This window comes from Flagellimonas lutaonensis (assembly GCF_000963865.1).
Lineage (GTDB): Bacteria > Bacteroidota > Bacteroidia > Flavobacteriales > Flavobacteriaceae > Flagellimonas_A > Flagellimonas_A lutaonensis.
Map to the genome: position 1 here is coordinate 1,859,369 of NZ_CP011071.1, position 17,730 is coordinate 1,877,098.

Annotated in this window: 18 protein-coding genes and 1 tRNA gene; 12 read left to right on the forward strand and 7 right to left on the reverse strand. The window is 39.4% G+C overall.

All coding sequences use genetic code 11. The annotated features are described in order from the left end of the window. Window positions 1-171 precede the first annotated feature (171 nt). Window positions 172-1,374 carry an NAD(P)/FAD-dependent oxidoreductase gene (locus tag VC82_RS08675; protein ID WP_045802026.1) on the forward strand — a complete coding sequence of 401 codons (1,203 nt, stop codon included), beginning with the start codon at window positions 172-174 and terminating at the stop codon, window positions 1,372-1,374. A 60-nt stretch (window positions 1,375-1,434) separates the two neighbouring features. On the opposite strand, the gene VC82_RS08680 is transcribed toward VC82_RS08675, so the two are convergent. Next, window positions 1,435-2,823: a dipeptidase gene (locus tag VC82_RS08680; RefSeq protein ID WP_045802027.1), complete on the reverse strand. Its 1,389-nt coding sequence runs from the start codon at window positions 2,821-2,823 to the stop codon at window positions 1,435-1,437. Between the two features lie 186 nt (window positions 2,824-3,009). Between VC82_RS08680 and VC82_RS08685 the strand changes: the two genes are divergently transcribed. The 4 genes from VC82_RS08685 (at window position 3,010) to VC82_RS08695 (ending at window position 6,528) form a co-directional block, all read left to right on the forward strand. Beyond that, window positions 3,010-3,091 (forward strand) — tRNA-Leu (locus VC82_RS08685). A 382-nt stretch (window positions 3,092-3,473) separates the two neighbouring features. Then, window positions 3,474-5,261 (forward strand): ParB/RepB/Spo0J family partition protein, encoded by a 1,788-nt coding sequence (locus VC82_RS08690; protein WP_045802028.1) that lies wholly within the window; start codon window positions 3,474-3,476, stop codon window positions 5,259-5,261. Window positions 5,262-5,515: 254 nt separating this feature from the next. Then, window positions 5,516-5,674, forward strand: a complete 159-nt coding sequence (locus tag VC82_RS15560) for a hypothetical protein (RefSeq protein ID WP_157518033.1) — start codon at window positions 5,516-5,518, stop codon at window positions 5,672-5,674. A 17-nt stretch (window positions 5,675-5,691) separates the two neighbouring features. Beyond that, window positions 5,692-6,528 carry a DUF932 domain-containing protein gene (locus VC82_RS08695; protein WP_045802029.1) on the forward strand — a complete coding sequence of 279 codons (837 nt, stop codon included), beginning with the start codon at window positions 5,692-5,694 and terminating at the stop codon, window positions 6,526-6,528. 59 nt (window positions 6,529-6,587) lie between these two features. Here VC82_RS08695 and VC82_RS08700 read toward each other — a convergent pair whose 3' ends face one another. The 6 genes from VC82_RS08700 to VC82_RS08725 all read right to left on the reverse strand — a co-directional run bounded on the left by VC82_RS08700 (window position 6,588) and on the right by VC82_RS08725 (window position 11,522). After that, window positions 6,588-7,082 (reverse strand): GNAT family N-acetyltransferase, encoded by a 495-nt coding sequence (locus tag VC82_RS08700; protein ID WP_045802030.1) that lies wholly within the window; start codon window positions 7,080-7,082, stop codon window positions 6,588-6,590. A gap of 3 nt (window positions 7,083-7,085) precedes the next feature. Continuing rightward, window positions 7,086-7,535, reverse strand: a complete 450-nt coding sequence (locus VC82_RS08705; RefSeq protein WP_045802031.1) for a GNAT family N-acetyltransferase — start codon at window positions 7,533-7,535, stop codon at window positions 7,086-7,088. Between the two features lie 57 nt (window positions 7,536-7,592). Next, window positions 7,593-8,753 (reverse strand): TlpA family protein disulfide reductase, encoded by a 1,161-nt coding sequence (locus VC82_RS08710; RefSeq protein ID WP_157518035.1) that lies wholly within the window; start codon window positions 8,751-8,753, stop codon window positions 7,593-7,595. A 173-nt stretch (window positions 8,754-8,926) separates the two neighbouring features. Beyond that, window positions 8,927-10,324 (reverse strand): alpha/beta hydrolase family protein, encoded by a 1,398-nt coding sequence (locus VC82_RS08715; protein ID WP_045802033.1) that lies wholly within the window; start codon window positions 10,322-10,324, stop codon window positions 8,927-8,929. A 96-nt stretch (window positions 10,325-10,420) separates the two neighbouring features. Next, window positions 10,421-11,032: a hypothetical protein gene (locus VC82_RS08720; RefSeq protein ID WP_045802034.1), complete on the reverse strand. Its 612-nt coding sequence runs from the start codon at window positions 11,030-11,032 to the stop codon at window positions 10,421-10,423. Window positions 11,033-11,036: 4 nt separating this feature from the next. After that, on the reverse strand, window positions 11,037-11,522 hold the full coding sequence (locus tag VC82_RS08725; RefSeq protein WP_045803345.1) for an RNA polymerase sigma factor: 486 nt from the start codon (window positions 11,520-11,522) through the stop codon (window positions 11,037-11,039). 34 nt (window positions 11,523-11,556) lie between these two features. Here VC82_RS08725 and VC82_RS08730 point away from each other — a divergent pair, with 34 nt between their 5' ends. From VC82_RS08730 to mobB, 7 genes are all read left to right on the forward strand, one after another. Further along, window positions 11,557-12,504: a TolB family protein gene (locus VC82_RS08730; protein ID WP_157518037.1), complete on the forward strand. Its 948-nt coding sequence runs from the start codon at window positions 11,557-11,559 to the stop codon at window positions 12,502-12,504. 51 nt (window positions 12,505-12,555) lie between these two features. Continuing rightward, window positions 12,556-14,115 carry an amidohydrolase family protein gene (locus VC82_RS08735; protein WP_045802036.1) on the forward strand — a complete coding sequence of 520 codons (1,560 nt, stop codon included), beginning with the start codon at window positions 12,556-12,558 and terminating at the stop codon, window positions 14,113-14,115. A gap of 732 nt (window positions 14,116-14,847) precedes the next feature. Next, window positions 14,848-15,204, forward strand: a complete 357-nt coding sequence (locus VC82_RS08750; protein ID WP_045802039.1) for a single-stranded DNA-binding protein — start codon at window positions 14,848-14,850, stop codon at window positions 15,202-15,204. 77 nt (window positions 15,205-15,281) lie between these two features. Continuing rightward, the gene (locus tag VC82_RS08755; protein WP_045802040.1) at window positions 15,282-15,662 is read left to right on the forward strand and encodes a DUF6876 family protein; all 381 of its coding nucleotides are present in this window, start codon (window positions 15,282-15,284) and stop codon (window positions 15,660-15,662) included. An 11-nt stretch (window positions 15,663-15,673) separates the two neighbouring features. Beyond that, window positions 15,674-15,871 (forward strand): hypothetical protein, encoded by a 198-nt coding sequence (locus tag VC82_RS08760; protein WP_045802041.1) that lies wholly within the window; start codon window positions 15,674-15,676, stop codon window positions 15,869-15,871. A gap of 430 nt (window positions 15,872-16,301) precedes the next feature. Then, window positions 16,302-16,682, forward strand: a complete 381-nt coding sequence (locus VC82_RS08765; protein ID WP_045802042.1) for a BfmA/BtgA family mobilization protein — start codon at window positions 16,302-16,304, stop codon at window positions 16,680-16,682. An 11-nt stretch (window positions 16,683-16,693) separates the two neighbouring features. Then, entirely contained in the window at window positions 16,694-17,725 is a 1,032-nt protein-coding gene (gene mobB / locus VC82_RS08770; protein ID WP_045802043.1) for a MobB family relaxase, read from the forward strand. The last annotated feature ends 5 nt before the right edge of the window (window positions 17,726-17,730 follow it).

Here is a 17,730-nt window from a genome sequence, read left to right on the forward strand (position 1 = left end):
TTGAAAACCCACTTTTGGCAAGGGTAATGGTATTAGAACGCAATAATTGGTGATTTGTTACATTGAGAACCCTATTGAATAAATTTATTTTAAATACTGGCCATATGTGACTTAGGTTACTGTTTTTGATTGGTAGCTATTGTAATTTCAATGGCATAAAACAACAAGGCCATGACAACAACAGTAGTAATTGGTGGAAATTTCGCGGGAATGACCGCCGCATTGGAAATCAAACGAAAAGGAAAAGACCGGCATCGGGTAATCGTTATCGACAAATCTCCGCTCTTCTTGTTCATCCCTTCCTTGATTTGGGTGCCTTTGGGCAGGAGGGAGGTAAAGGATATCTCTTTCAGGAAAGACGAAATCTTAAACAGAAAAGGGGTAGAGTTTGTACAGACCGAAGCATTGGAGGTCGATCCAGAGAACAATATTGTAAAGACGAAAAAGGGCAACTTCACGTATGACCATTTGGTGGTGGCCACGGGCCCCAAGGTCGATTATCATGTGGCCCCGGGTGTTAAGGAACATGCCCATTATATCGGCACGCCCAACGGCGCCATGAAGACCAGAAAGGCCCTTGAGGAGTTCAAAAAGAACCCAGGACCGATGGTCATTGGCGCTACCCAAAATGCAGGATGTATGGGAGCAGCCTACGAGTTTCTTTTCAATATTGAGAAATGGCTGCGCGAACAAAAGATCCGCAAAAAAGTCGACTTGTACTGGATTACCCCCGAAACCTTTTTGGGCCATTTTGGTATCGATGGCATACCAGGGGGAGAGACCATGCTGAAATCGTTCATGAAAATGTTCAACATTCACTACCGGACAGAGGTAGGGGTCGAAGAAGTCACTGAGAACAGTGTTAAACTCACTTCGGGTGAGGAACTGCCCAGCAAGTTCACCATGTTGATGCCGCCTTTTATTGGGGTTGATTTTGTGACCAACTCACCTGCCCTGAACCCTACAGCGAATGGTTATTTGCCGGTGGGCGAAGATTATAGGCACCCTGACTGGCCCAATGTGTGGGCGGCCGGTATTGCCGTCGATGTAAAATTGCCCTTTAAACCCGGCAAGGTGCCTTTTTCAGGGCCCAAAACAGGCTATCCGTCTGACGAAACGGGCAAGATTGTGGCCGAGAATATCATCAGGGTCGAAAAGGGCAAAGAAAAACTGAAGAAGAAGGCATGGGGAAAAATACCCGGAATCTGTGTGATGGATGCGGGCAAGAAAGAGGTCATCATCTTGAGCGACCATTTGTTCAAACCCAGAAGGTTCGCCATCATGATTCCGAATGTGTTCCATGATTTTTCAAAGGTGCTGTTCGAAAAATACTTCTTGTGGAAAACCCGTCATGGGTATTCGCAACTTCCTTGAGGTGATTGATTGATTTAGAAAAAATCCACTCAAAGTTGAGTGGATTTTTTAGTTGAACCATTACTGTGAAAGCTCGGTAAAATATTTGTAGAAATAGGGTATGGTCTCAATTCCCTTCAAGTAATTCCACACCCCAAAATGTTCATTGGGTGAGTGTATGGCATCACTGTCCAACCCAAAGCCCATCAAAATCGTCTTGCTGCCCAACACCTGTTCGAAAAGTGCCACTATGGGAATGCTGCCACCGGTTCGTTCGGGAATCGGCGTTTTGCCAAAAGTGGTCTCATAGGCCTTGGCAGCCGCTTTGTAACCGATACTGTCAATATTGGTCACGTAAGGTAGGCCGCCATGGTGGGGCGTTACTTTGACCTTGACCCCTTTTGGGGCAATCGACACAAAGTGCTTTGCAAACAACTCGGTAATTTCATTGGGGTCTTGGTTGGGCACCAATCGCATTGAAATCTTGGCGTAGGCCTTGCTGGCAATAACCGTTTTGGCACCTTCACCGGTGTAGCCTCCCCATATGCCGTTGACATCCAAGGTCGGTCGGATTGAATACCGTTCTGGCGTGGTGTATCCCTTTTCTCCATAGACATCATCGATGTCCAGTGCCTTTTTATACTCTTCCAAGTCAAAGGGGGCTTTGGCCATTTCTGCCCTTTCGGCTGCAGATACCTCTTCGACCTTGTCATAAAACCCGGGAATGGTAATTCGATTGTCCCCATCGTGCAGCGAGGCGATCATTTTTGCCAAAATATTGATCGGGTTGGGCACGGCACCCCCATAAATACCCGAGTGCAGGTCTCTGTTCGGCCCTGTAACCTCGACCTCTACATAGCTAAGGCCCCGAAGCCCGGTAGTGATGCTTGGCACATCTTTACTGATCATACCGGTATCAGAAATCAGGATGATGTCATTTGAGAGTTTTTTCTGGTTTTCTTTTAAAAAATCTTCCAGGCTGTCGCTGCCCACTTCTTCTTCGCCCTCGATCATAAATTTGACATTGCAGGGCAACTGATCGGTCTTGACCATGAACTCCAATGCCTTTACGTGCATATAGAATTGCCCTTTGTCATCACAGGCCCCACGGGCAAATATGGCTCCATCGGGGTGAATATCCGTTTTTTTGATGACTGGCTCAAAGGGAGGTGAGTGCCATAGATCCAAAGGGTCGGGCGGTTGCACATCGTAATGGCCATATACCAAAACGGTGGGAAGATTTGGATCGACCATCTTTTCACCGTAGACCACTGGATAGCCTTTGGTCTCGCAGATTTCGGCATGGTCACAGCCTGCGGCCAACAGGGCGTCTTTTACAACGCGGGCCGTTTCGTGCACATCTTCAGAAAAAGCCGAATCGGCACTGACCGAAGGTATTTTCAATAAATCAATAAGCTCGTTTATAAATCGGTCTTTGTGGGTATTGAGGTAGTCTTTGATTTGTTCCATAAAAATTGGTCGATAGGTAGGCTAAAAGTACAAAAAAGAAGTTTTTGGCCGAAGGGGTTTTTCTGTTCAAAATTTGGATTATATTTGCACCCCGATACCTTTCGGGGCCTAAGCGGGTGTGGTGGAACTGGTAGACACGCTAGACTTAGGATTTATCCAAATAAAAAGTGTTAATTTGCACTTTATGCGGGTGTGGTGGAATTGGTAGACACGTCAGACTTAGGATCTGATGCCGCAAGGTGTGGGGGTTCGAGTCCCTTCACCCGCACTAAAAGCCGAAGAGAAATCTTCGGCTTTTTTACTTTGAAAATTGACCAAAAAAAGCACGGGTACAACATAGGTACAACATTTGACCTATTTTCAAGATAAACTTTGATTTAGTGTCATATAATTCCATTTGATATTAACCACTATGTCAATCAATATAAATTCATAGAATTTAGGTTTTCTCGACTCTTGTTCTTCGATTTGGAGTTTATTATCATACAATATTCCCGAAAGTTAAACTCGTAAAATACTTCCATCAAAAGACTACGGCATAAAGCCACCGCTTCTGTCCATACTTATTTATTCCGTTTCCTTTTGAGCCAAGATTTTATCTTCCGTTTGGTTCACTGCTCAAATATTGTTTAATCTAAAATTTGAGTATTATGACAACAAAAGCAAGTACCACAAGAAAGCGTAGAAGTACAACAACTACTGCGAAGAAAGAAGTTAACGGAAAAAAAGTTCCGGTACTTCAAATCGAGAACATTCCAATTGGCAAAATTAAGCCTGACCCCAAGCAACCGAGAAAGACCTTTGATGAAAAACAGCTACAACAGCTCTCGGATAGTATCAAAGAGTTTGGTGTGCTACAACCGATAACGGTTCGGAAATCTGGAAAGGACTTTATCATCGTTATGGGCGAAAGACGATTTCGCGCAAGCAAGATTGCCAGAAAGAATACAATTCCCAGTATAGTAAGAACTTATGAAAACGATGAAGTGTTGGAAGTTCAAATCATCGAAAACTTGCAAAGAAAGGACGTAGAGCCTACCGAAGAAGCCGAAGCGATAGCTTATCTAAGCGACAAATATCAACCCTCTGAAATCGCAAAGCGTTTGGGAAGAACCGACAATTTCATAAGACAACGTTTGAAGTTGGCTGGATTGATTGACGGTTTCAAACATTTTGTTCGCAATGGTGAAATGACCATTTCGTTAGGTGTTGGTGTCGCACTTTTTGAACCAGAGGAACAACAAATGATGTTGGAAACGATGGGCGAGGATTACAATTCACATCAAATCAACAGGATGATTAAAGACCAGACTTATGATTTGGAAAAAGCACCCTTTGATGTAGCCGATAAGACTTTGGTGGCTAAAGCGGGTTCTTGTGTAGAATGTCCATTCAATGCTGCGAATCAAGGCAATCTGTTTGGTGAAGGCAAGATGGTCTGTACGAAATCGCCCTGTTTTGAGACGAAAAAGACCAAATCGTTCTTGAACCTTATTGAAAAATCCAAGAAAAAAAACCTTTTGCTCATTCCTGAAATAAGACAGTACTGGGCTGATGAAGAAAAAAATCAGCTCGTTATTTCCCAACTGGAAAATAATGGATTGAAAGTCTATTTGCTGGACGATGTCGAAATTATAGAGAATCCTATCGAGCCGACAATGGATGCTATTAAGATTGAATATCAGCATTATGATTATTCCGAGGATGAACTGAAAGCAGAGTTCAAAGAGGCTATTCAGCAATATAAGGAAGAACTGAAAACGTATTGTTCAGCAGAAAAGAATGGTTTTGTAAATGGTATCGTCTTCCATCCTGAAACATATCAAAACAAGAATGTTTTCATAAAAGTGATTGAGAAATTAAAGAATGATTCTTCTGAATATTCAGCACCATTGGCCAATAGGAAAATGGCAGATTGTACGCCCGAAGAACAAATCATCAAAATCAACGAGCGTGAAATCCGCAAGCGACAGATTGAAAACAACAAGCAATTTGAGGAAGTGGTGCAGATGATTCGTGAGACGGATTATATCGATACCAAAAAAACGCTTTCGGTAGATGAAATGGTTGCGTTTTCCATTTCACTCTTTGAAAACAATGTGGACTATATGAGCCGGCAAAAATGCTTTTCAGGATTTTTCGCCAAAACATCGAAAATGTCCAGGGTTGAAATAGTCGAGCATTTCAAGAAGAATTTCAAAAAGGAAATCTTTCACAAGTTGATTCGGTATATGCTCACGAAGCAAGTACATTTTAGCGAAAGCAACCATAACAATAACCTCACGAATATTTCATTTTACTATGCGATGCAGGGATATTACAAATCCAAGATTGCAGACATTGAGAAGAGCTATGCTGAGAAACGAAACAAGCGTGAAGCACGTTTGAAAGAGCGTATCGCAGTTCTTGAAAAGAAAATCCAAGAGCTCAAGGATTAGCTTTTGTTGTTTGAAGAAGGGTCGGCATTCGTGTCGGCCCTTTTTCTTTTTATGATATTAACAAAAGGGTACTAAGAGAAAGCATCAATCAATATCAGCGCAAAGGTAAACTCGTAAAATACACCCATCAAAAGACTACGGCATAAAGCCGTTGCGCGCATCCCTCTTCTTATTTATTCCGTTTCCTTTTGAGCTGTGATTTTAGCTTCCGTTTGGGTGATGCTCAAATATTGTTTAACTAAAATTTCAACATTATGGAACAAGCATCAAAAGCAAAGATTTCGGTCGAGGAAGCCGAAGTACATTATCAATCCAGTAAGGAAAATTACATCATTGAAGGTGCCGAAAGTCATCTGGCTTACTATAGAGAGAAGCATCCAGAGTATTACGCTCTGCTATCACAAATTGTTTAACCTAAAATTCAAAAGCTATGTATTTACAAAATTTGCAACAAGATGAGATTTTCGTTTCTAATGAAATGAAATCTTTGAAAAACCTGACCCAGATGGAATCCCGTCGCGGGCTTGAAAATGCCATCATCTCGAATGGTAAAATCGTTAATGTGGTATCTAACAGTTACGGCCACATTCCGAACCAACTGTTCTTCAAGAAAGCCGAAGAAATGCTGGTTGATGCTAGACTCAACTATCACAAACGCACCATCAACAAAAACGATAGGTCTTTTATCACCGACTTTATAATTGACGACAAAAGCCAATTCACGGTCAAGAATGATAAGGATTTGATACTTCCGATGCTTCGGTTCAAGAACTCGTATGATGGAAGCGAAAAGACCTCTGGCCATTTCGGTTTCTATCGAAAAGTATGCTCTAACGGTCTTCACGTCTCACAGGCTGAAATTGAGTTTTCGATTAAGCACAGCAGAAATAATACAGACCTTATAATGCCAAGGTTGAACAACCTGTTTGATAAATTTCTGGATAACGAGTTCTACACCATCATCAAGAAATTCGACAAGATGAAGGAATTTAAAATCATCGATACCAAGGAATTCGTAAAAGCGATACTGGACAGAACCAAATTGTTCCGCTATGAATGTAGCGATAAGAACAGTGACCCATCGAAAAAGTCCCGAGAGGTTCTTGAAATTCTCAATTACGAAGCCCTATTGCTTGACGAAAAACCTAATCTTTGGTTGGGATATAACGCTTTCAACTCGGTATTGCACAATGTGCTGAAAAAGAGTTTCGGCCAACAGGAACGGTTGGATAAGAAATTGTTCGACGAAGTTTATGCCCTCGCATAAATCAAAAGGTTTATCCAGTACCTTAAACTGGATTTTTAACCTCTTTTCTTTTTGACATATCACCAGTATTTATAAACCAAATGCAATCCAAAATCAAGTAAATCAATCTCTGAATCATACTTAGCACCCAACCGCAATGCAAGTTGAATTGAGGCTTCATTCGACGGGTCGATATAGCTCACCAATGAATCAAATTTTAAAGCCTCTAAAGCAAAAATCTTGACAGCAAGTCCAGCTTCCGTGGCAAAACCTTTGCCTTGATGTTCAGACAGTATCCAATAACCCAACTCGGGTTCAGGCCAAGGACGGGAATTCCAAAGCCCAACGGTTCCTATGAGGTTTTTTGATGTCTTTTCGGCTACTGCCAAATAGGAATAGCCGTTCAGTTCATAGTGCCCAATATACGTGGCCAATAATCGGTAAGCTTCTTCCTTACTTTTAACACCGCCTACAAATCTGGCATTTTTCTCATCAGAATAGAATTTAGAGAACTGTTCGTAATCCGATGGTTCCCATTGTCTAAAAATCAGTCGTTCAGTTTCTAATCCTATCATAAACTATATCCATCTAAAAATACCCTTCTCAACCATTTTCGCACCTAAGCGATTGTAAAATTGAATGGCTTTGTGGTTGTCTTTTTCTACTTCCCGGCGCATCAATCCGCTACTTTCATTTGCGCAAAGGGACTTGGCTCTTTGTATTAATTCCTGCCCTATTTTTAATCCCCTGAACTTTTCTTTGACGAACAAATCGTCCAAGTTCATATAGTTTTTACCGTTCCAAATGGAATAGTTCCAAGTATACGACAAGTAGCCAGCTATCTCTTTTTCATATTCTGCTAAAAGCACATAAAATTTTGGGGCTTCACCAAAACCTTCCTTCAAAAGTTCATCTTTATCCGTTAAGACATATGCTTCCTGATTGTGATGTTTGGCAATAGCCATAATCAAATCAAATAGTACTGTAACATCTTTACTCGTGGCGTGTCTGATTTTAATACCATTCATATTTTATCAATCAAGTTTAAATTTGGATACTTAAGTATTAAAACATAAAAGTTAGACTTAATTAAGCGTAACAGTTTTCACTTCACCTTCGGTTTTTTTAATCGCAAGACCAACATTCTTCAAGCTCGACGCTAACTCAGCAATGGTTTCAAAACGTTGTATTGAAAAACTATATTTGGAATCGTTGGTACCTTTATATTGAATGTACGACTCTGATTTATTCTGGAAATAGCTTGCCAATTGCTCTAAATTGAGTCTGGTAATTTCAATTTGCTCATTCTTTATTTGGGCTTGTCCACCACCTTCAATGGTTTCTATATGTTGTTTTAGCAATGTTTCGTCTGCCACTTCCAGAACATAAACCTCTGCTTTTTTGATTTCTTCTTGAACTTCAAAATCATAGCGGTCTTTAATGGTATTCAATATGTCTTTCTTGGCCTGGCCATAGGTTGTTTTTTTATCTTTTGCCTTAATGTCGAGCAATAGAGTGTCTAATTCTGGGTGATTGTTTATGATATTCTTACGGTCGACATTTAGAAAATCAACAATGATTTCGGGAAGGGTTGCCGATATGTATTCAATGTTTACCGGTGCGTTATCCAGTTTTTGGTTTTTGACGATGTAGCGCTCTGGATTTTCCGCTTCCTCAATTATGAACTTATTTTTATTTGATACTTCAATAGCATCTATATCGTAATAACTTCTATTTAATTCCGTCAATTCAAAATCTGTGATGCTTCCTGATTGTTGATATTGCTCTAATACACTTTCAAGATTTTCTGAATTGCCAGCCCAAAGGAATTCGCCATCTTCAGATAGCAGGCAACTTATAGGTATGCTTTTTATGTCAAACTTCTTGTGCAGACGTTTTTCAAGGTCGTTCATAAACGTCAGGTCAAATTTCCGTTTCCTCAGAAATCCTTCTACTGTTTCTGCCTTCTCATCACTAATAGCAATAATTTGTAAGCTGTTTTTGTACCTGTCTTGTATTTTCTCTAAATGTGGAAAGCTCGCGATACAAGGGCCGCACCAGGTTGCCCAGAAATCAATGAGAATCATTTTGTCATCTTCTATTTCCTGACCTTTAATGCTCATCAAATTATAGTCGGATAAATCAATGGTGTCACCAACTTTTATTTTGGTATCGGTTTGTTTGTTATTCTGATTACAAGAGATAAATAAAATTCCTAATGCAATCGATAATAATATCTTCTTCAATTGTATAGTGTTTTAATATTCTTAATTATTTGGGCATATACCCAATAATGAATTCTTATTTGTTTATAATGCATATTCTCAAATATTGTCAAATTCAAGGTCCAGTAAAAGTAATATTGATGAACATCTTATCATTCCCATCAAACAGCCAATAAGTAGTCTCAACCGACATTTTAGATTCGCTCTAAAATCCAATCTGAAATAATCGCAAGAGCCTTTGGTGAAAAAGTTTCTTCGATGTCTTGATATTCATCCATCTTGCCCGTTTTTGCGTTTTGAAACAAATGGTTAAGCCCTTCCAGTTCAATAATCTTAAAATCTTTATTGTTTCCTTTTTTCAATGCTTTGCGCAGACCATCCTGATTGATTTTGGCTTCCACTTGTGTATCCAAGTTACCGTTGAGCGAAAGTACAGGACAGGATAACTTTTCGTATTCAGTTGCTGGATTGTACCCATAGAAATAGCGTATCCATTTAGTAGTACGCATATCCACCAAACCGCCAACCACTTCCTTGATTTTGGTTTCTGGAACGCCCAAGTTCTTAAGTATAGGTGCAATGGTAGTATTGTAATGGGCGGTAAGCTCAGTTTTAATCTTGGAAACCTCTTTATTTTGCTGTGCAATTTTTATGGCCTGTCGAATCGCTTTCTCATAAGCAGCTTCATCGGGCACAGGAAAGGGGCGCATTTCCTTGGATTGCATCACAGAAAGTTCTGTACCGGAAATTCCCGTACTGGCCAAAGAGACAATAAAGGCTACCTCGTTGGTTCTATTGGCGACGAGGGGCGCAATGATGCCACCTTCGCTATGACCGATGATACCTATGTTTTCATTATCGACATCTTTTCTTGTTTTCAGATAATTCAATGCGCTAATGGCATCGGTAGCAAAATCATAGGTAGTAGCTTGGGAATGTACACCTGTGGATTCGCCAAACCCTCTATCATCATATCGCAATACGGCAATGCCTTGTCGTGTGAGGTGGTCTGCCAACACCAAAAATGGTTTATGGCCCGATAGTGTTTCATCTCTATCCTGTGGTCCACTACCACTAATTAATATGGCAACAGGATATTTCCCTTTGCCTTTGGGTCGTGTAAACGTACCAGCAATTGTGATTTTGTCTTCCTTATTCTGAAAACTTACGGATTCTGCCAAATAAGGATAGGGCTTTTTAGGTTCTTGTGGTCGTGCCTTTCCAGTTTTTTTCTCAATGTTCTTCCTACTTAGAGTAAGCGGAAACGCATTGATGCCCTCGACTACTTTTCCGCTGATTTCGAAATGGATAGTATTGAGCTTTCCAAGATATTTCATTCCGACGTTAGAAAAGTCAATGACAAGACTATCGTTTTTCAAAGTGGTCTTTATTGCCGTGATATTGTTCACGCGCTGTGTTGGGATGTCCACTACCGTTTTGTAGTTGTCCTGATTTTCTTCAATAGTAAAAATGAACTGTATTTTCTTCTCGTTGGGAAGCGTAATGTTTCCGCCCCAAGTTCCACTGATATTTTGAGCCATTGTCAATAGGCCAGATACTAAGAATGCTATAGTTAAAATATATTTTTTCATTGTTTTTGTGTTTTGAAATTAGGCAAGAAATTCCTTGCTCAATAAGATTTGAATTTTGTTTGTACAGAATTAAATAAAACTGATTTGAAGTTTGGTCTATGAACCTTTCTTGCCATCCAACTCTTCTAGAATGGAATTGGCCGAAGCGACTACGTTCTTATATTTTCCGTAGCCCCATCTAGAAAAAATAATGAGAAAAATAGCCATAATAGGCACATACCAAAACAGGATATTGCTGTCGTCGATAAACAAGTCTTTATCCTTAAAGACCTTCAGCACGACGGGCAGACTAACGGCAAGGAATATAAAGTTGAGAACGATGCCTACTTGTTGGGTCTGTAAAAACCGTTTCTTTCGCTTTGCATAAGCTACTAAAAGTTCACGGTAAGAATTTTTGAGTACGTTAATGGTTCTCAATTTATAGATGGAATATAAAACTGCTGCAGGCAATATGACCAAATAACAAACAGTGAAAATCCCAGAGGCCATTAAGTACCAAGTGTCCATTTTTTGCAATTGAGGTAAGAGCAATAGCGCACCAATAAAACATATAATGGCGCCGAGCCCTTCATATTTTGAAAGTACGCTTATTTTGTTTTGATAACGTTGGTGTCTCATTTCCATAATTAGTTCGTTTGTGAGTGTCTTTTGTTTTTCAAGTTCTTGGCTCATTTGAGACCAAGTGGCTTGCATTTCGTGTAGTTCCATATTTTTATTTTTTTATTATCTTTTTGTTGAGTTTGTCTTTTATTCTGGCCATCCGCGTACCCACATTACTTGTGGATAGTCCTGTTATGGTTGCGATTTCGTCATATTTTTTTCCTTCGAGATAGAGAAATATAATGCCCTTATCTACTTCTTTTAGTTCCTTGATTTTGCCATAGAGGATTTTCAATCGCTCTTCCAGCACTGGGTCATATTTTTCTTCGACAAGAACAACATTGTCCAATGGTACGCTATGCCCTCTTCGCTTTTTGTTTTTGAGGAAAAGGATGGCCGTATTCAGTGCGATGCGATATATCCACGTGCTGATTTGAGCATCACCTCTAAAGGAATCATATCCTTTCCATAGATTAAAGACAATTTCTTGATATAGGTCCTTTTGGTCTGTTGGGTTATCCACGTAGAGCCTGGTTGCTTTATACAAGACTGCCTCGTTGTCTTTAATCGTATTTATAAACTCTTTTTCGCTTGGCATAAATTGTTTTCTCACCCTGTTAGAGTGTAATGAATTGAAAAAATCACAAAAATTTTCATTTTTTTGTAAAAAAATTTTAATCCCCAACATTTCAATGAAATCAAAATGGCATCTTATAATTGTATCAATTTTGCTTTTGCAATGTTCCGATGAATCCCCAAATTACAAAGCGCTTTTAGGGGTGGATATCTTGCCGAATGAGCATCCCATTTTCTTTAAAAAAGAGCTGGTTCCCAATGGAAAACTTATACACCGCGGCATATTGAATCCACAGCTCGATGCGTATTACTTTACACTTTCAAACAAAGATTTTAGTGATTTTGATATTTACATTATTGAAAGAAAAGAAGGAAAATGGTCTGAACCTCAAAAGGCTTTTTTTAATAGCGAATACGATGACCACGGAATGAGCTTTTCGCCAGACGGGAAGAGGATATATTTTAGCTCTACACGTCCAATTATTGGCAAAGACCTACCCGAAACTTGGCATCTTTGGCGAACCAACAATAATAACGGTACGTGGACTGAGCCGGAATATGTGGATATTCCAAATATGAGGGATAAATTGATTTCGCATCCATCCATTTCAGAAAATGGCACCCTGTACTTTCACGCCAGTAATTTGGACTATTCTAAAATGGATATTTACCATTCAGTTCAAGAAGAAGGTAAATTTAAGGATGCTGAAAAAACATATCTATCAGATTCAAACACCTATGGAAGAACCACACCTTATGTTTCGGCAGATGGTTCTTTTTTAATATATGCAGCTATTAATAAAACGCTAGACTTAATGATTTGCCAAAAGGATGAGAAGGGAAAATGGTCCCAAGCAAAAGCATTTAATAAAGCTGTAAATACTAATGGCCAAGGAAATCCTTACATTACACCAGACAATAAGTTTTTATTTTTTGCTGTAGAAGAGAATAATAAATGGAAGGTAAAATGGGTGGATGTTGAGTCCCTAGTTAAAAATCAGTAGTGTAACAATTCCTCGATTTAATCGTGTTACTATAAACCTTACGATTGCAATATGAAGAAAAGATTACTGAAACTGCTCAAAGTAATAGTTGGTATCCTTTTGTTATTTGTAGCAGTACTCATTATCGCTTTATATTGGCCTTTGCCAGATTTGAAAGCGCCTAAAAGGTACGAGGTACTTATCATTAAATCAATCAATGTCATCAACGTCCAATCTGGTGAGATACTGGCCAATCAGGATATCGTAATTCAAAATAATAGGATAAAATCCATTGATTCTTCTGGCCCTTTTGATATAAAAGCTGACTTAATAATTGATGGTAACGACAAATTTGTCATTCCCGGGCTATGGGATATGCATACCCATTCCAATCAACATTCGCCTTGGCTTCATCACCCTCTCTATATTGCAAATGGTGTTACGGGCGTTAGGGATATGTCCGGACAGCTTAATGAAAAGGATAGTTATTGGGTAGGCAGCAATGAGCGTCTAAAATGGAATAAAGAACTATTTGAAGGCAAAAGGATTTCCCCAAGGTATATTTTGCAAAGCAGTTACCAAATGGATGGTGCGTCATCAGTTCCCGAAGGATTCCCTGAATATTTCAAACTTGAAACAAGTAGCGCTATTGATTCACTTTTGAGTTTTTACAAAAATGAAAATGTCGATTTTATAAAGATATATCAGCAAATATTGCCTGAATCGTATCGAGAACTTGCCATAAAGGCACCAGTATATGGATTGCATCTTGCGGGTCACAAACCTATGTTCTTAAATCTAGAAGATGCTATTAATCTAGGTCAAAGAAGTTTCGAGCACGGGCGCATTTTTATGTTTGAGTCTTTTCCTAAGGCTGATAGTTTAAGAATGCCCCAACATTGGAAAAGTATTTTCAAAACCTCAAAGAATTCAATGGTCGAAGATTTCAACGCTCAAACAGCTGTGGGATTAATGCAGCTAATGAAAGAAAAAAACGCGTATTGGACGCCTACACTACAAACCTTAAAATTTGAGGCTTTTGCCCACAAGGATTCGTTTCTGGAAAACCCAAACCTTAAATATATTACTTGGGCGCGGAAAAGGTTATGGTGGAATTTTGATATTGAAAACAATCAAAAGAGAAATCGTTCACCAGAAAGCAAAGGGGTTAGTACCGCATTTTATTTGGCCGCAAGAAAACAGGTTGTAACGGCCAATGAAATAGGTGTGCCGATTATGGCAGGAACAGACGTAACGGATTCTTATATTTTTGCAGGTTTCAGTATCCATAGCGAACTAGAGGATTTAACAAAAAGCGGGCTATCAAATCTTGAAGCCCTTCAAAGTGCGACTATAGTACCCGCAAAATATGCGGGTTTAGAAATGCATTATGGAACGGTTGAAGAAGGAAAAAAGGCTGACTTGATAATCCTCGACAAAAATCCACTCAAGGAAATTACCAATTCCAAAACTATTTCAGCCATCATAATTGACGGCATTCTTTATGATTCTGATAAAATTAGAGAATTAAAGACTTTTACGGAATCTATCACCTCAAATTTTCATATGAACGTGAAGGTTATTCATAGCTTCGTAATGAGTCCTTTGATTCGGGTACAGTTTGCAGATTGATAACCTTGATTCACTAATAAGCTGTGATGTCGAAGAAGGAACGCTCAGCACATTTCCCTACATTCCACGATTTCCTGCTGAAAAATCAGGAAACCACTACACTTCGGGAAAAGAGCTTCACTGCAAATATCTTGGACACAATCCCCAATTTCAGCTTTCCATTCCGTTCACCCTTCCCGCTTGGGCTGGGAAGGAACACTACATTCCCAAGCTAAAATTGATGATTAAGTCCGATTTACCAAATCGGAAAGCCAGCACCTTGGTTTTCTTAACAGAATTTACGGCAAGAACATCTTGAGTCCTTGCTCGAAAATTCTTAAAAACCAAGGTACTGTCCCACACATTTTAAGGGGTTTATAATGGATGAAGCCTTGAATGTTTTTCGGGGCTTCGAAAAACAGGCAGTGCATAACCAATTCTACATTAAACCCAATCGCTCGCCTCGCTTAACTGTCGGTACGCTCGGGTCGCAACTGGCTTTAAAAGAATTGCTAATGCCCTTATGGAACTTGTCAAGACCGTGGCAAGTTTCAGCGAAAAATAAGGTATCTACTTCCTTGAAAATGCGAGCATTTTACTACGTCGCAGACACACCTGATTTATTCCCTGAAAGTCTTGACAAAACCCACGTCACCCATTGTGCTACGCACGAAAGAAATCAAACAAACACCCCTTAAAATTTCATCTCAATTTAATTAAACAGGGGAATTATTAATCTTTAAATTTTTAGTTATGAGTACTTTAAGAAATCACGTACAACTGATTGGAAACGTTGGACAAGAGCCAACCATTACGAACCTTGAAAGCGGAAGCAAAGTAGCCCGTTTTTCACTCGCCACAAATGAATACTACAAAAACAAGAAAGGCGAAAAAGAACAAAACACCGAATGGCATACTGTAGTTGCCTGGGGCAAGACTGCTGAAATTGTAGAGAAGTATGTAGTGAAAGGAAAAGAGGTAGGCGTAAGCGGAAAACTGAAATCCCGAAGCTATGAGGACAAAGACGGTATCAAACGATACGTAACCGAAATCGAAGCCAACGAAATCCTATTGTTGGGTACAAAAAACGGTAACGGTTCTAACGAATAGACTTAAAAGAAAGAGGGCGTACCCGTCGAAAAGATGCGCCCTCTTTTTCATTATCCAAACTTAAAAATTAGTGAACAATGAAAGCACAAGTTAATGAAATAGAACAGAATTTACAACACTTTACGGGAACGGAAATGTTCTACTACATTCCCATTCTTAGAACCCGATTTACGGATGGTTTAAAATACCTCGCTAACGTAGCGGACTGTTATTGGCTCATAACCGATGCATCGGTAATTGCCAAAAGTTTGAAGAACCGAAGCGAGTTTATCACGATTGACTTTAAAAGAATGTCCGAAGAAAAACAGGACTATACAGGGTACGAAGCTGAAATTATTTACAGCGATGGCAACGACAACGTTTTGGAAACCCATCGTTACAATGCTACCGATTTTCCATTGGATGAACTGCGGTTGTTTTTTGTAAACGATACGTTGATGCTACCAAGCGAATATTAAATCGGTATACTATGATTTATCTAAATTTTACCGATTTAAGCGAGGAAGCCCAAGAGCGATTGCTTACCAATTCCAAGGAAGATGTCAAGAAAAAATACGGCAAAGATTTAATGGACTATGCAACCAAGCACCACACCAATTTAGACCAAATGCTTGACGAAGAAGCATTACGGAATTTATATTCCTATACCTATGTATTTAATATCTGAATGATGTTTTTTGAAAGAAATGCGCCTCTGAAATTTCAGAGGTGTTTTCATTTTTAGTGCATTCATAATCACGAAAATATTGTATCTTTATTTCGCTGAAAGATAGCACACAATTTAAGTACAGTTATCCACTTTTTGACTTTCGCCGATAACCGTACACATCGAAAAATAACATATCGGAAATTTTATTTCCTCGAAAATGGCAATCAGCTTTTTAGCTGGATTGTATGGATTTTTGTCCCGCGAGCGGGACGAAAAGGAATAGCAAGAGGGTAACACGCTGCGCGATGTTACTGATTCCTTTTCGTTTTCAAATTATTGATAATCAATTGTTTAAATTTATTTTAAATTTTTTGATTTTCAGCAATTTGCGACAAATGCCCTCAAAACGTCCATTTTTCGGGAAGGATTTGCGACAAATCGGCGAAATATGGACACATTTATCGGCATCAGATTCAAGAAGGAAACGGCAAAACGTTTTCAGGAATTCTCAAGAACACATTTCAAGACCCATACCGAGGCAATGGAAGCCATTCTCGACTTTTTCTTCTACAACGAGATTTCACCCAAGGAAAATTTAGGTCCTACGGGACGCACTATTGAAGCCAAATTACTGAAACGTATCAATGCGGTCATTGCCATAATGCGTGATGTCGAAAAGACCCAAACCAAACCCACGGTAGCAATGTTGCAATCTCTTTTTGAGATGGAAGAACCTGAAGAGAAACCCTTGATTTTGGAAAAGAAATTTGCCGAAGAAAAGAAAGAAGTGAAGTTTCAAGAAAAGCGAAATAACCAGAATCAACTTTAAAATTCCAACCTATGTATATTAACATCACCCCACAAAAATTAGGAACGAATTACTCGCAGAGCTCAGCGGATTTTGTGGACTATCTCGAAAAGGAAAATGAAGGTTTGGAAAAGGAAGAGATGGAACATTTTTTTAACCAATATGGCGATGAGATTTCAGCAAAGGAAGTGGTCAAAGAGATAGATGGAAATACAGCAAAACTCAAAAAGAAAGAACCGAAATTCTATTCCATCACGGTCAGTCCTTCAAAATATGAATTGCGAAAACTTCAGAACAACAGTGAAGATTTAAAGAGATACACTCGTGAGTTGATGAAGGATTATGCAGCCAGTTTCAACCGGGAAATCAATGGGCGACCAGTTACGGTAGATGACATTAAATACTTCGCCAAAATCGAACACCAACGGACTTTTAAAGGAACGGATTTTCAGGTGCGAGAAAACCAAACTTTTGCCACCAAGATTCTTGAATTGAAACAAGAAGTCAGGCGCATTCAACAAGGTCAGGCAACAGGCAATATAGAACGGTTGAAATTAAAAATTAGGAAGTTAGAAAAGGAAGCACCACACCAACTCAATGGCAAGCGAATTGTCCAGGGAATGAAGAAACCCGGAAACCAAAGCCACATCCATATTATAGTCAGCCGGAAGGACGCTTCCAATTCCTTCAGTCTTTCCCCAGGAAGTAAACACAAAGCCTCTGAAGTAAAGATGCACGGCAGAGAAGTAAAACGAGGTTTTGATAGGGATGCATTTTTCACGAAAGCAGAAGAGACATTCGATAAGACTTTCGCCTACAAACGCAACTATGCGGAAACTTACAAAGCGAAAAAAGATTTTGTAAAGAATCCCAAGTTGTACTTCGCCGCTTTGATGAAATTGCCAGCCAATGAAAAGGCTTTGGCTTTTAAGATGATGGGCAAGTCGGGTATTCCGTTAATCCCAAATATCCCAACCAGTAAAGCACAATTGGCGCTTCGTGTTTTTAAACGGTTACGAAAAGGTGCTGAAATCGCAGTGAAATCAAGTTCTATTGGAATATGAGCTTG

Coding starts and splice junctions, on each gene's coding strand:
- VC82_RS08675 (WP_045802026.1), top strand. CDS start 172: ATGACAACAACAGTAGTAATTGGTGGAAATTTCGCGGGAATGACCGCC.
- VC82_RS08755 (WP_045802040.1), top strand. CDS start 15,282: ATGAAAGCACAAGTTAATGAAATAGAACAGAATTTACAACACTTTACG.
- VC82_RS08725 (WP_045803345.1), bottom strand. CDS start 11,522: ATGCCAAGCGAAAAAGAGTTTATAAATACGATTAAAGACAACGAGGCA.
- VC82_RS08735 (WP_045802036.1), top strand. CDS start 12,556: ATGAAGAAAAGATTACTGAAACTGCTCAAAGTAATAGTTGGTATCCTT.
- VC82_RS08680 (WP_045802027.1), bottom strand. CDS start 2,823: ATGGAACAAATCAAAGACTACCTCAATACCCACAAAGACCGATTTATA.
- mobB (WP_045802043.1), top strand. CDS start 16,694: ATGTATATTAACATCACCCCACAAAAATTAGGAACGAATTACTCGCAG.
- VC82_RS08750 (WP_045802039.1), top strand. CDS start 14,848: ATGAGTACTTTAAGAAATCACGTACAACTGATTGGAAACGTTGGACAA.
- VC82_RS08720 (WP_045802034.1), bottom strand. CDS start 11,032: ATGGAACTACACGAAATGCAAGCCACTTGGTCTCAAATGAGCCAAGAA.
- VC82_RS08715 (WP_045802033.1), bottom strand. CDS start 10,324: ATGAAAAAATATATTTTAACTATAGCATTCTTAGTATCTGGCCTATTG.
- VC82_RS08700 (WP_045802030.1), bottom strand. CDS start 7,082: ATGATAGGATTAGAAACTGAACGACTGATTTTTAGACAATGGGAACCA.
- VC82_RS15560 (WP_157518033.1), top strand. CDS start 5,516: ATGGAACAAGCATCAAAAGCAAAGATTTCGGTCGAGGAAGCCGAAGTA.
- VC82_RS08705 (WP_045802031.1), bottom strand. CDS start 7,535: ATGAATGGTATTAAAATCAGACACGCCACGAGTAAAGATGTTACAGTA.
- VC82_RS08690 (WP_045802028.1), top strand. CDS start 3,474: ATGACAACAAAAGCAAGTACCACAAGAAAGCGTAGAAGTACAACAACT.
- VC82_RS08760 (WP_045802041.1), top strand. CDS start 15,674: ATGATTTATCTAAATTTTACCGATTTAAGCGAGGAAGCCCAAGAGCGA.
- VC82_RS08695 (WP_045802029.1), top strand. CDS start 5,692: ATGTATTTACAAAATTTGCAACAAGATGAGATTTTCGTTTCTAATGAA.
- VC82_RS08765 (WP_045802042.1), top strand. CDS start 16,302: ATGGACACATTTATCGGCATCAGATTCAAGAAGGAAACGGCAAAACGT.